Here is a 12910-nt window from a genome sequence, read left to right on the forward strand (position 1 = left end):
CCCCCAGAGGGGGAGGATCTGAGCGCCAAGATGCTCCCCCTCTGGGGGAGCTGTCGGCGAAGCCGACTGAGGGGGTCTACCCCTTCGCCAGCTTGACCAGCTGGACCAGGATCTTCTCGGCCGCGTCGAGACGCTGAGCCGGCGTGTCCCATTCGCCTTTCACGACGACCTTCTGGTCGGGACGGGCCTTCCAGATCAGGTTGTTCTTGCCGATGAACTGCATCAGCGGCAGCGGGTTGGCGAACTCGTCGTTGCGGAAGCTGAGCACCGCGCCCTTGGGGCCCACGTCGATCTTGGCGACATTGGCCTCGCGGCACATCCCCTTGATGCCGACGACCTTGAGCAGAGAGTCCGTCTCGGGCGGCAGCGGGCCGAAGCGGTCGATCATCTCGGCGGCCAGGGCCTCGCGGTCGGCGGCTTTCTCGGCTTCCGACAGGCGGCGGTAGAGCGACAGGCGCACATTGAGGTCGGGCACGTAGTCGTCGGGGATCATCACGGCCGCGCCGGTGTTGATCTGCGGCGACCAGGCGCGGTCCTCCAGCAGGGCCTCGGCGCCCTGGCGCTCGCGCAGGGCCGCGACGGCGTCCTCCAGCATCTGCTGGTAGAGCTCGACGCCGATCTCCTTGATGTGGCCGCTCTGCTCGTCGCCGAGCAGGTTGCCGCCGCCGCGGATGTCGAGGTCGTGGCTGGCCAGCTGGAAGCCGGCGCCCAGGCTGTCGAGCGATTGCAGCACCTTCAGGCGCTTCTCCGCCGACAGGGTGATCTGCTTTTCGGCAGGCGTCGTGAGGTAGGCGTAGGCCCGGGCCTTGGAGCGGCCGACGCGACCGCGGATCTGGTAGAGCTGGGCCAGGCCGAACATGTCGGCGCGGTGCACCACCAGGGTATTGGCCGAGGGGATGTCGAGCCCGCTCTCGACGATCGTGGTGGCGAGCAGCACGTCGTATTGGCCCTCGTAGAAGGCTGTCATCACCTCCTCGAGCTGGGTGGCGCTCATCTGGCCGTGGCCGACGACGTACTTGATCTCCGGCACCTGGGTGCGGAGGAACTTCTCGATGTCCTCCAGATCCTTCAGGCGCGGCACGACGTAATAGGCCTGGCCGCCGCGATACTTCTCGCGCAGCAGGGCCTCGCGCACGGTGACGGCGTCGAAGGGCGTGATGTAGGTGCGCACCGCCAGGCGATCGACCGGCGGGGTGGCGATGATCGACATCTCCCGAATGCCCGACAGCGCCATCTGCAGGGTGCGCGGAATGGGCGTCGCGGTCAGGGTCAGCATGTGCACGTCGGCGCGAAGCTCCTTGAGCTTCTCCTTGTGCTTGACCCCGAAGTGCTGCTCCTCGTCGACGATGACGAGGCCCAGGTCCTTGAACGAGACCTGCTTGCTGAGCACCGCATGGGTGCCGACCACGATCTCCAGCTGGCCGTTGGCCAGGCCCTCGCGGGTGTCGGCGGCTTCCTTGCCGGTGACCAGGCGCGACAGGCGGGTGACCTTGATCGGCCAGCCCTGGAAGCGCTCCTTGAAGGTCTTGTAATGCTGGCGGGCCAGCAGCGTGGTCGGGCAGACGATGGCCACCTGCTTGCCGCTCATGGCCACCACGAAGGCCGCGCGCAGGGCGACCTCGGTCTTGCCGAAGCCGACGTCGCCGCAGATCAGGCGGTCCATCGGCTTGCCCGAAGCCAGGTCTTCCAGCACGTCGTGGATGGCGTTGAGCTGGTCGTCCGTCTCCTCGTAGGGGAAGCGGGCGCAGAACTCGTCGAACACGCCCGACGGCGGATCGGTTTCTTCCACCGACTTCAGCGAGCGGGCGGCGGCGATCTGGATCAGGCCCTCGGCCATGATCCGCAGGCGCTCCTTCGCCTTGGCCTTGCGGCCCTGCCAGGCCGCGCCGCCCAGCTTGTCGAGCTGCACGTTCTCGCCGTCGGCGCCGTAACGGGTGAGCAGGTCGATGTTCTCGACCGGCAGGTAGAGCTTGGCCTCGCCGCCGTACATCAGGTCGAGGCAGTCGTGCGGCGCGCCCTGGACGTCGAGGGTCTTGAGGCCCTCGTAGCGGCCGATGCCGTGGTCGATGTGGACGACGAGGTCACCGGGCGTCAGGGCGCTGGCTTCGGCCAGGAAGTTGGCGGCGCGGCGCTTCTTGCGCGGGCGGGCCAGGCGATCGCCGAGGATGTCGGTCTCGGAGATGACCGCCAGGCTGTCGGTCTCGAAACCGCTGTCGAGCGGCAGGACGACGCGCTGGGGGACCTTGGGGTCATTGGCCTTGGCCGCCTGCCAGTAGCCGGCATAGGGGATCTTCTTGAGGCCGTGGTCGGCCAGCATGGTGCCGAGGCGCTCGGACGAGCCTTCCGACCAGGAGGCGAAGAGGACGCGTTTCCCCTCCCCGGCCAGCTTCTTGGCGTGGTCGGCGGTGGCCTCGAACAGGTTGACGCTGTCCTGCGCGCGTTCGGCGGCGAAGGTCCGGCCGTGCTTGGCGCCCATGTCAACGACGTCGAGGCCCTGGGGCTGGAACGGCGTGAACTGGCGGTGCGGGCGGTCGGCGACCGCCTCGTCCCATTCCTTGGCGGTCAGGTAGAGGGCGTGCGGCTCCAGCGGGCGGTAGGCCGACTTGCGATCGGCGGCGGCGCGGGCATCGTAGGCGTCGGCGATCATCGCCAGGCGCTCGTCGCGGGCCTCGGCGACCTGGTGGTCGACGCCGACCAGGGTTCCGGCCGGCAGGTAGTCGAAGATCGTCGCCATCCGCTCGTAGAACAGCGGCAGCCAGTGCTCCATGCCGGCGCGGCGACCGCCGTCGCTGACCGCGGCGTAGAGCGCATCGTCGCCCGGCGCGCCGAACAGGCGCACATAGGAGCCGCGGAAGCGCGAGATGGCGTCGGCGTCGAGCAGGGCCTCGCTGACGGGCAAGAGCTCGATCGACTTCAGCTGCTTGGTCGAGCGCTGGGTTTCCGGATCGAAGGCGCGGATGCTCTCCAGCGTGTCGCCGAACAGGTCGAGGCGCACGGGCTCCTCGGCGGCCGGCGGATAGACGTCGATGACGCCGCCGCGGATGGCGAACTCGCCGCGTTCGGAGACGGTGGAGGCGCGGACATAGCCGTTGACGGCGAAGTAGCGCTCCAGGTCCTTGATATCGACCGACTGGCCGACCTTGGCGCCGTAGCTGGCGCGGAGAAGCACTTCCTTGGTCGGCACGCGCTGCAGCAGGGCCGGCGCGGCGACGACCAGCATGGCGGCCTTGCCCTCGCCCAGGCCGTTGGCGAGGCGATGCAGGGTGCACATGCGGGTGGCGGCGACACCGGCCGAGGGGCCGATGCGGTCATAGGGCAGGCAATCCCACGAGGGCAGCAGCACCGCCTCGATCTCGGGGGCGAAGAACTTCAGGGCGTCGATGAAGGCGCTGGCCCGGGCGGTGTCGCGGGCCACGAACACGGTCAGGCCGCCGCGCGCCCGGGCGATGTCGGCCATCGCCAGGGCGTCGAAGCCCTCGGGCGCCCCGGCCAGGGTCAGGCCGCCGGCGGCCTTGGCGATCTGTTTGGCGTCGTAGGCCATGCTGCTCTTCACTGGTTGGCGACAGAGAGGTCGCCAGGAGGCGATTGGTTCAGAATCTCGGACCGCAACCTCGCCCTTCGACAAGCTCAGGGTGAGGTTTCTACTGCACGGCCTGTGCCCTGGTCCTCATCCTGAGCTTGTCGAAGGACGAGGACCACGCAGCGTCTACGCGCCGTCGCCGACAGGTCGGGAGGTGTGGGCCTCGAAGCGGAACTTGCGGATCATGGCCATGATCTCGGTCTCGAAGGCCTCGGGCGTGGCCTCCTGGCCGACGATCCAGGCATAGATCTCGCGATCGGACTGCTCGAGCAGGGTTTCCAGCACGTCGAGCTGGTCGGGGGTCAGGTTCGGGCCATGGGTTTCCGCGAACGGCCCCAGAATGAGGTCCGCTTCACGGAAGCCGCGATGCCAGGCCCGGAACTTCAGCCGCCGAAGGCGGGCGTCGTGATCGATGGTCATGCGGCCGCCGATATAGAGCGCGCCGCCGCCGGGCGCCAGCTTTGCCGCATCGATTGACCGCGCCTGCTGACGGCTTTAGGCGCGAGGGCATGGCTTCCTTGATGATCCAGGGCTGCGGCTCCGACGTCGGCAAATCGACCCTGGTGGCGGGGCTGTGCCGGCTGTTCGCCAATCGCGGCCTCGTAGTGCGGCCATTCAAGCCGCAGAACATGTCCAACAACGCGGCCGTCACCGCCGACGGCGGCGAGATCGGCCGGGCCCAGGCGTTGCAGGCCGTGGCCTGCCGCACGCCGGCCAGCGTGCACATGAACCCGGTGCTGCTCAAACCCCAGAGCGACGTCGGGGCGCAGGTGGTGGTGCAGGGCCGCGTGGTCGGCAACTACAAGGCCCGGGCGTTCCAGGGGCTGAAGCCGGACCTGCTGGCCACGACGCTGGACAGCTATCGCCGCCTGGCCGCCGAGGCCGACCTGGTGCTGGTCGAGGGCGCCGGCAGTCCGGCGGAGACCAACCTGCGGGCCGGCGACATCGCCAACATGGGCTTCGCCCACGCCGCCGACGTGCCGGTGGCCCTTGTCGGCGACATCGACCGGGGGCACGTGATCGCCGCCCTGGCGGGGGCGCACCTGGTGCTCGACGAGGCCGACCGGGCGCGGATCAAGGGCTTCATCATCAACAAGTTCCGGGGCGATCCGGCGCTGTTCGACGACGGGCGGACCGAGGTGGTGAAGCGGACGGGCTGGCCGGACCTGGGCATGGTCCCCTGGCTGCCGCCGGTGCGGTTCCTGCCGGCCGAGGACGCCGTGGTGCTGGAACGCCCCGCCGCTCCCGCCGAAGGCCGTCGGGCCAAGGTGGTCGTGCCGATGCTGTCGCGGATCGCTAATTTCGACGACTTCGACCCGCTGCGGAACGATCCGGCGGTCGATCTCGAGTTCCTGCCGCCGGGCGGCGTGCTGCCGGCCGACGCGGACCTGGTGATCCTGCCGGGGACCAAGGCGACGCTGGCGGATCTGGCCTTCCTGCGCGCCAACGGCTGGGACGTCGACATTCTCGCGCATGCCCGGCGCGGCGGCCGGGTGCTGGGCGTCTGCGGCGGCTACCAGATGCTGGGGCGGACGGTGAGCGATCCGGACGGCGTCGAGGGCGCGCCGGGAGCGGCGGCGGGGCTTGGCCTGCTGGACGTCGAGACCGTGCTGGCCGGCGACAAGACGGTGCGGCCGGTCGCGGGACGGCTGGCGGACGGGGCTGCCTTTGAAGGCTACGAGATCCATGTCGGCCGCACGACCGGCCACGGAACCGAGCGGCCGCTGCTGACCATCGACGGCCACTGCCCGGACGGCGCCGTCTCGGCCGACGGCAGGATCGCCGGCGGTTACGTCCATGGCCTGTTCGACAAGGCCTCGGCGCGAGCCGCCCTGCTCGCCCCGCTCGGCGTCGCGACCGACGGCCTGGACCAGTCGGCGCGGGTCGATGCGGCGCTCGACGAGATCGCCGAAATCCTGGAGCGGTCGCTGGACATCGCCGCCATCGCCCGCATCGCCGGGCTGCCCTAGCCGGTTTTCCTGGCCCCGGCCGTCACCGGCGGCCAGACTGCGCTAACGAATCCCGACCAGGAGCCGACATGCCGCGACGCGCCGTATCCGCCCTGCGCGCCTTCCTGCGCAGCGAAGCCGCAGGCGGGGTGCTGCTGATGATCGCGGCCGCAACGGCGCTGGTTGTCGCCAACTCGCCGCTGGCGGACGGCTATTTCCACGCCCTGCACGCCTATCTCGGCCCGCTGTCGGTCGAGCACTGGGTCAATGACGGGCTGATGGCGGTGTTCTTCCTGTTGGTGGGGCTGGAGATCAAGCGCGAGGTCGTCGATGGCGAACTCTCGACCTGGTCGCGCCGCGCCCTGCCCGGCTTCGCGGCTCTGGGCGGGATGGTCGTTCCGGCCCTGGTCTACCTGCTGATCGCCCGCGACGCGCCGGAGGTCCGGGCCGGCTGGGCGATCCCGGCGGCGACCGACATCGCCTTCGCATTGGGGGTGCTGTCGCTGCTGGGACCGCGCGTGCCGGGCGCGCTGAAGATCTTCCTGGCGGCCCTGGCGATCATCGACGACCTGGGCGCCATCCTGATCATCGCGATCTTCTACACCGACCACCTGACCCTATGGGCGCTGGGTGGAGCCGCCGTCGTGCTGGCTGCGCTCGTCGCGCTGAACCGGCTGAAGGTGACGGCGCTGTGGGTCTACCTGCTGCTGGGCGCGGTGCTGTGGGTGCTGTTCCTGAAGTCGGGGATCCACGCGACGCTGGCTGGGGTTCTGCTGGCCATGACCATTCCGCTGTCGCCCGACCACAGTCGCTCGCCACTGCACCGGCTGGAGCACGGGCTCAATCCGTGGGTGGCCTATCTGATCGTGCCCGTCTTCGGCTTCGCCAACGCCGGCGTCGCCCTGGGCGGCCTTTCCGCCTCGGCTCTGACGACGCCGGCGACGCTGGGCGCGGCGCTGGGCCTCTTCCTGGGCAAGCAGGCCGGGGTCTTCGCCTTCAGCGCCGCCGCTATCGGGCTGGGGCTGGCGCGCAAGCCGTCGGGCGTGAACTGGGGACAGCTCTACGGCGTGGCGGCGCTGTGCGGGGTGGGCTTCACCATGAGCCTGTTCATCAACAACCTGGCCTTCGACGCCGAACTGCTGCGCGAGCAGACCAAGATCGGCGTGCTGGCCGGCTCGCTGGCCTCGGCGGGGTTGGCGTGGCTGATCTTCGCCCTAAGCGCCCGCAAGGCTGGCGCGGGGGCGCCGGCGGGTCCACAATAAGCCGACACTCAGCCGAGGGCATCGCCATGCTGCGCGCCTTTCTCGTCGCCGCCCTCTTGGCCGCGCCGACCGCCGCCCTTCCCGCGACCGCGTGGGCCCAGGCGCCGATCGTCGCAACTGTAGAGGTGACGATCGGCCCGGATCTCGTCGCCAAGGCCGACAAGCTGGGCGCGCGCGAGTTCGACTATCTGACCGCCGACCTGAAAAGGACGGTCGAGCGCCGGCTGAGCGCCAAAGGCGCTCTGTCGCCCGCCGGCGGCCAGCTGAAGCTGATCATCGACGACGCCGAGCCCAACCGCCCGACGCTCAAGCAATTGAGCGACAAGCCGGGCCTGTCGCTGGAAAGCTTCAGTCTGGGCGGCGCGAAGATATCGGGCGAGTACGTCGCAGCCGACGGCGTCCGCTCGCCGGTCCGCTACAGCTGGTACGAGAACGACATCCGCCAGGCGGCCTTCAACCTCACCTGGAGCGACGCCGAAACCGCCTTCGAACGCCTGGCTCGCCGGCTGGGCCAGGGAAGGCTGGCGCAGGACTAGGGGTGTCTTATCGTCGAGCGCCTCACGTTTCAGAAAAGCCTGGGTCCCCGCTTTCGCTGGGATTCTACGGTTGGGGATGAAGGCGCGGATTCACCGCCCCTCGCTTGCCAGACGCCTCGACGCAGCGTCTGATCGCCGTTCAGTGAGGCGCTGCGTAATGCGCCGGGAGGAAGCATGACCGCTGCGCCGCGACGATCCAACGCCGTCCTGGCCGCCTATGCCTCGCCCACCCTGCCCCTGGCGGGCCTGGGCCTGCCGCTGGTGGTCTACCTGCCCGAGTATTACGTCAGCGAGCTTGGCCTTTCGCTATCGGTCGTCGGGACCGCCTTCCTGCTGGTGCGGCTGGCCGACATCGTCCTGGATCCGATCCTGGGCGGCCTGATGGACCGCACGCGCTCCAGCTGGGGCCGCTTCCGGCCCTGGCTGATCGCCAGCGCCCCGCTGCTGATGGCGGCGTCCTACGCCCTGTTCATGGCCAGGCCCGGGATCGGGCCGATCTTCCTGTGGTCGTGGCTGATCGTCGTCTATGTCGGCTACTCGATGGCGGTGCTGGCGCAGACGGCCTGGGGGGCGGTTCTGTCGCCGGATTACCAGCAGCGCTCGCGGATCTACGGCTTCTGGAGCGCCGGCAACGTGATCGGCATGATCCTGGTGCTGCTGCTGCCGCCGCTGGTGGCCTTCGCCTTCAAGGGCGACCACGCCGCCGGCATCGCGGCCATGGGCTGGTTCATCATCGTGCTGACGCCGCTGACGGCGCTGCTGGCCAGCGTGGTCGTCGGCGAGCCCGCCGCCCCGCCCCAGCGCCACGAGGCGGGCCTCAGGCAGTATCTGGGCCTGCTCAAGCGCCCGAGCGTGCAGAAGCTGCTGGCGGCCGACCTGCTGATGGGCCTGGCGCCGGGCATCGGCGGGGCGCTGTTCTTCTTCTTCTTCGAACGGATCAAGGGCATCCCCAAGGACCAGGCCGGGATCCTGCTGCTGATCTATTTCGTCGCCGCCCTGGCCGGCGCGCCGCTGTGGCCCTGGCTGGCCAAGACCCTGGGCAAGCACACCGCCCTGGCCATCGCCGGGATCATGTACGCCGTCTTCCAGATGGCCGCGATCCTGACGCCCCCGGGCATGAACCTGTTCGGCGTGGCGGTGCTGGTGCTGGCCGGCCTGCCCTATTCGGCCGCGCCGCTGCTGGTGCGCTCGATGATGGCCGACATCGGCGACGAGGAGCGGCTCAATACCGGGATCGACCGCACCGGCCTGCTCTACGCCGTCGTCAACGGCACGGTGAAGCTGGGCTTCGCCCTGGCCATCGGAGTCTTCCTGGTGCTGGAAAAGCTCGGCTTCGACCCCAAGGTCCCCAGCGCCCAGGGCGATACGGCGCTTGTGGCGCTCTACACCGTCGTGCCGGCGGCGCTCGGGGTGCTGGTCTGCCTGATCATCGTGCGCTATCCGCTGGACGCCAGACGCCACGCCGAGATCCGCGCCCAACTGGACGCGCGGGACGCGGCCGACGCCGCCACCGCCGCAGACACGAGCCCGCATGACCGCCGCCCCGACCCCAGCCCCGCGTCCTCTGCAGCCCAGTGAGGAGCATCCGCTCTTCACCCTGGTGGAGATCATGGCCCGCCTGCGCGATCCGCTCCACGGCTGCCCGTGGGACGTGGAGCAGACCTTCGCGACCATCGCTCCCTACACGGTCGAGGAAGCCTATGAGGTCGCCGACGCCATCGAACGGAACGACCTGTCGGACCTGAAGGAAGAGCTGGGCGACCTGCTGCTGCAGGTGGTGTTCCACTCGCGCATGGCCGAAGAGCAAGGCGCCTTCGACCTGGCGGGCGTCGCCCAGTCGATCTCCGACAAGATGATCCGCCGGCACCCGCACGTGTTCGGCGACCACGCCTATGACGATCTGGCCGACCAGAAGGCCGGCTGGGAGGAACTGAAGGCGCAGGAGCGCAAGGCCAAGAAGAAGGGCGGCGTGCTCGACGACGTGCCGGCCGGCCTGCCCGCCCTGACCCGCGCCGTGAAGCTGACCAAGCGCGCGGCCCGCGTCGGCTTCGACTGGCCCTCGACCGACGAGGTGCTGGCCAAGCTGGCCGAGGAAGTGGCCGAACTGCAGGTCGAGATCGACGCCGGCGACCAGGCCAAGGCCCGCGAGGAGCTGGGCGACATCCTGTTTGTCTGCGCCAACCTGGCCCGCAAGCTCGACGTCGAACCCGAGGACGCCCTGCGCGCCACCAACGCCAAGTTCGCCCGGCGGTTCGCCTTCATCGAGGCGGAGCTGGCGAAGAGCGGGCGCAAGCCGGATCAGTCGGATCTGGCGGAGATGGACGCGCTTTGGGACGCGGCGAAGGCGGCGGAGAAGACTGAAGCCAAATAGCGAGACATTGAATAAACACAACCTTGAGTATAACATCAGGCAGCCCAAAGGAGCGCTGTCATGAGCTTGACTGTGATTGTCCGATCCGCGCTCAAGAGCCTTGTCGAAAGCGCGCTCGATCGATTGGGGGGACCAGACAGTCGCAAGCTTGCCAACGATTATCGGCTAGAAGACGATTTCGCCCTCGCCGACCGTTACCAGTCCTTCTCGTCGGAACTGCTGCGGATCTCGTTGTTGGGACTGCTCGTTGTGCCGTTTCTGGCTCATGCCGCCCATGAAGTAAAAAACGGGCGGTTCGAGAGCTTCCTGGACGCGCTTCTCAAGGACGCCAATATCTGGCTAGTCGCTACGTCGATACTGGCCTTCGCCGTCGGCGCGGCGCGGCGCTTGCACTGGCGCACCGCTACTTTTCCTCCGACAGCATGTATTATCTGGTGCTGCAAACCCGCAGGAAGCTCGAAGGCCATGAGGTCCGTAGCAAGCGCTTCGTCCTCAAGCTTTCGAACTGGCTGCTTCGGCTATCAGCGGTGAGTACGGGCGTGGCTGCGGCCAGTGTGGCGATCGCGCTTGTTGGTGCGCTGACCGCCACGTCCTGATCCAGCCTATTCCCCGATCGGCATCACCCAGACGGTGGGGAACTGACGCTCGAAGCGGCCCAGCGCCTGCGGGTCCATGCGGGCCACCAGGTGCACTTCGCCGTCTTCGCGATCGTCGCGCTCGACCACGCGGCCGTTGCGGTAGATCCAGGCCAGGGCCTCGCCGTCGGCCGGCGACAGGCGCAGGGCGATCGGCGGGGTGTCGTCGATCAGGCCGCCGACGCGCTTGAGCAGGTCGGCGCAGCCTTCGCCGGTGACGGCCGAGACCGCCGAGGCGTCGGACCGCTTGGCGCGGCCTTCGAGGATCTCGCGTTCCTCGCCTTCGACCAGATCGATCTTGTTCCAGACCTCGACGACGGTCTTGCCCTCGTCGGCCGTGACCTTCAGCTCGGTCAGCACCGCCTGGACGTCGCGGGCCTGAGAGTCGGTGTCGGGATTGGCGACGTCGCGGACGTGCAGCACCACGTCGGCCTCCTGCACCTCTTCGAGGGTGGCGCGGAAGGCCTCGACCAGCTCGTGCGGCAGGTCGGAGATGAAGCCCACGGTGTCCGACAGGATGGCCGGACGGCCGTCTGGCAGCTTGACCGTCCGCAGGGTCGGGTCGAGCGTGGCGAACAGCATGTCCTGGGCCACGACCTCGGCGTTGGTCAGGCGGTTGAACAGGGTCGACTTGCCGGCGTTGGTGTAGCCCACCAGCGCCACGGTCGGGTACGGGACCTTCTTGCGGGCGCTGCGGTGCAGGGTGCGGGTGCGCCGCACCTCTTCCAGTTCGCGCTTGAGCTTGCCGATCGTGCCGGCGATCAGGCGCCGGTCGAGTTCGATCTGGGTTTCGCCGGGGCCGCCGGTGTTGCCGGTGCCGCCGCGCTGGCGTTCCAGGTGGGTCCAGGTGCGCACGAGGCGCGAGCGCTCGTAGTCGAGCCGCGCCAGTTCGACCTGCAGCTTGCCTTCGCGCGTGCGGGCGCGGCGGGCGAAGATCTCGAGGATCAGGCCCGTGCGGTCGACGACCTTGACCCCCAGGCCGCGCTCGAGATTGCGCTGCTGGACGGGGGTGAGCTGGTCGTCGAAAACGGCGACGTCGATGTGCTCGACCTCGCAGATCGCCTTGAATTCCTGGATCTTGCCGCTGCCGAACAGGGTGGCGGGCGTGACGGTGCGCAACGGCGCGATGGCCGTTTCGACGACGTCGAGATCGAGGGCTACGGCGAGGCCGACGGCCTCTTCGAGACGCGCCTTGGGATCGCGCGCCTCGAGAGCGGCCTGCCCGCGAGCAGGCCGCACCGGGTGGATCACGAACGCCCTAAGGATCGGGTCGGCGTGATCGATAAGTCCATCGGGGGACTTAGATGTGGATTTTGACAAAAGAGCCTTGGACTTAGTCGTCTTGATCGGCGCTCGGCTCGTACAGCTGAACAGGCTGAGCCGGCATGATCGTCGAGATGGCGTGCTTGTAGACCAGCTGAGACTGGCCGTCGCGGCGCAGCAGGACGCAGAAGTTGTCGAACCAGCTGACCACGCCCTGCAGCTTGACGCCGTTGACCAGGAAGATGGTGAGCGGCGTCTTGGACTTGCGCACGCTGTTCAGGAAGGTGTCCTGAAGGTTTTGTTTCTTGTCGGCGGACATTGGGGATTCCCCTCTCGTTGATTTCGGAAGGCAACACGCCCTCCACACAAACAAGTTCATGCTAGAGCATTTTTCGCCGTTGGACACGGCCTTCGGCGAAAAATGCACGCGTGACGAAGACGGTTCCTAGACGGCCCCGGCTTTCGCCCGCTCGATATAGAGAGCCCGCAGCCGGTTCGCCACCGGTCCCACGGTTCCATCCCCGATCTTGTCGCCGTCGATGCTGACGATGGGGGTGACCAGGCTGCCGGCGCCGGTGATGAAGGCTTCCCGGGCGGTCTTGGCCTCTTCCACGGTGAACGGCCGCTCCTCTACCGGCAGGCCGGCCTGCGCGATGACGTCCAGCAGCGTCAGGCGGGTGACGCCGCGCAGGATGTTGGCCTGGGTGTCGCGGGTGCGCAGGCGACCCTGCGCATCGACGATCCAGGCGTTGGACGAGGCGCCTTCGGTGACCAGGCCCAGGTCGTCGACGAACCAGGCCTCGATCGCGCCGCGCTCGCGGGCGGCCTGCTTGGCCAGGGCGTTGGGCAGCAGGCCGATGGTCTTGATGTCGCAGCGGCCCCAGCGGTTCTCGGGCACGGTGACGACGCCGGCGCCCTTGGCGGCCTTGGCCTCGGCGGCGGCGCGATCCACCGACCGGGCGGTGACGACGACGGCCGGCGGCACCTCGGGGTTCGGGAAGGCGTGGTCGCGCTTGGCGACGCCGCGGGTGACCTGCAGATAGACGAGCCCCTCGCGCACGTGATTGCGGCGGATGGCTTCGCGCAGCACGATGGTCAGCGCCGCCTCGCTCATCGGGCGGGCGATGCGCAGTTCGTCGAGGCTGCGCCACAGGCGGGCGAAGTGGCCGGCGGCGTCGGCCAGCTTGCCGTCGAACACCGCCCAGACCTCATAGACCCCGTCGGCCAGCTGGTAGCCGCGATCCTCGATGTGCACGGCGGCCTCGCCGTGCCGGACGAAGCGGCCGTTGACGTAAGCGAAACGCGACATGGTGG

The 12910-nt window shown here is 68.8% G+C and carries 11 protein-coding genes; 6 read left to right on the top strand and 5 right to left on the bottom strand.

Translation table 11 applies throughout. From position 1 onward, the window contains the following. Window positions 1-76: 76 nt before the first annotated feature. Both mfd and AC07N1_RS03660 read right to left on the bottom strand, forming a co-directional pair. Window positions 77-3541, bottom strand: coding sequence for a transcription-repair coupling factor (gene mfd, locus AC07N1_RS03655; RefSeq protein WP_494670562.1), 3465 nt, complete (start codon window positions 3539-3541; stop codon window positions 77-79). 165 nt (window positions 3542-3706) lie between these two features. Continuing rightward, complete coding sequence (locus AC07N1_RS03660; protein WP_494670563.1) at window positions 3707-4000, bottom strand: FAD assembly factor SdhE; 294 nt, start codon at window positions 3998-4000, stop codon at window positions 3707-3709. 89 nt (window positions 4001-4089) lie between these two features. Between AC07N1_RS03660 and AC07N1_RS03665 the strand changes: the two genes are divergently transcribed. From AC07N1_RS03665 to AC07N1_RS03690, 6 genes are all read left to right on the top strand, one after another. Beyond that, window positions 4090-5550 (top strand): cobyric acid synthase, encoded by a 1461-nt coding sequence (locus tag AC07N1_RS03665; RefSeq protein WP_494670564.1) that lies wholly within the window; start codon window positions 4090-4092, stop codon window positions 5548-5550. 68 nt (window positions 5551-5618) lie between these two features. Next, window positions 5619-6791, top strand: coding sequence for a Na+/H+ antiporter NhaA (nhaA, locus tag AC07N1_RS03670; RefSeq protein ID WP_494670565.1), 1173 nt, complete (start codon window positions 5619-5621; stop codon window positions 6789-6791). 26 nt (window positions 6792-6817) lie between these two features. Further along, window positions 6818-7327, top strand: coding sequence for a hypothetical protein (locus AC07N1_RS03675; RefSeq protein ID WP_494670566.1), 510 nt, complete (start codon window positions 6818-6820; stop codon window positions 7325-7327). Between the two features lie 174 nt (window positions 7328-7501). Further along, window positions 7502-8905 carry an MFS transporter gene (locus AC07N1_RS03680; protein WP_494670567.1) on the top strand — a complete coding sequence of 468 codons (1404 nt, stop codon included), beginning with the start codon at window positions 7502-7504 and terminating at the stop codon, window positions 8903-8905. Next, window positions 8859-9698 carry a nucleoside triphosphate pyrophosphohydrolase gene (gene mazG / locus AC07N1_RS03685; RefSeq protein ID WP_494670568.1) on the top strand — a complete coding sequence of 280 codons (840 nt, stop codon included), beginning with the start codon at window positions 8859-8861 and terminating at the stop codon, window positions 9696-9698. Before AC07N1_RS03680 ends, mazG begins: the two co-directional genes overlap by 47 nt. Window positions 9699-9758: 60 nt before the next feature. Next, a complete protein-coding gene (locus tag AC07N1_RS03690) occupies window positions 9759-10229 on the top strand; it encodes a hypothetical protein (protein WP_494670569.1) in 471 nt (156 codons plus the stop codon). Window positions 10230-10300: 71 nt separating this feature from the next. Here the strand turns inward: AC07N1_RS03690 and hflX are convergent, their stop codons facing one another. The 3 genes from hflX to AC07N1_RS03705 all read right to left on the bottom strand — a co-directional run bounded on the left by hflX (window position 10301) and on the right by AC07N1_RS03705 (window position 12905). Next, complete coding sequence (hflX, locus tag AC07N1_RS03695; RefSeq protein WP_494670570.1) at window positions 10301-11653, bottom strand: GTPase HflX; 1353 nt, start codon at window positions 11651-11653, stop codon at window positions 10301-10303. Between the two features lie 13 nt (window positions 11654-11666). Next, on the bottom strand, window positions 11667-11915 hold the full coding sequence (gene hfq, locus AC07N1_RS03700) for an RNA chaperone Hfq (protein ID WP_058348899.1): 249 nt from the start codon (window positions 11913-11915) through the stop codon (window positions 11667-11669). A 126-nt stretch (window positions 11916-12041) separates the two neighbouring features. Further along, the gene (locus AC07N1_RS03705; protein WP_494670571.1) at window positions 12042-12905 is read right to left on the bottom strand and encodes a D-amino-acid transaminase; all 864 of its coding nucleotides are present in this window, start codon (window positions 12903-12905) and stop codon (window positions 12042-12044) included. Window positions 12906-12910: the final 5 nt, after the last annotated feature.

This window comes from Caulobacter sp. GW821-FHT09B11 (genome assembly GCF_059418205.1).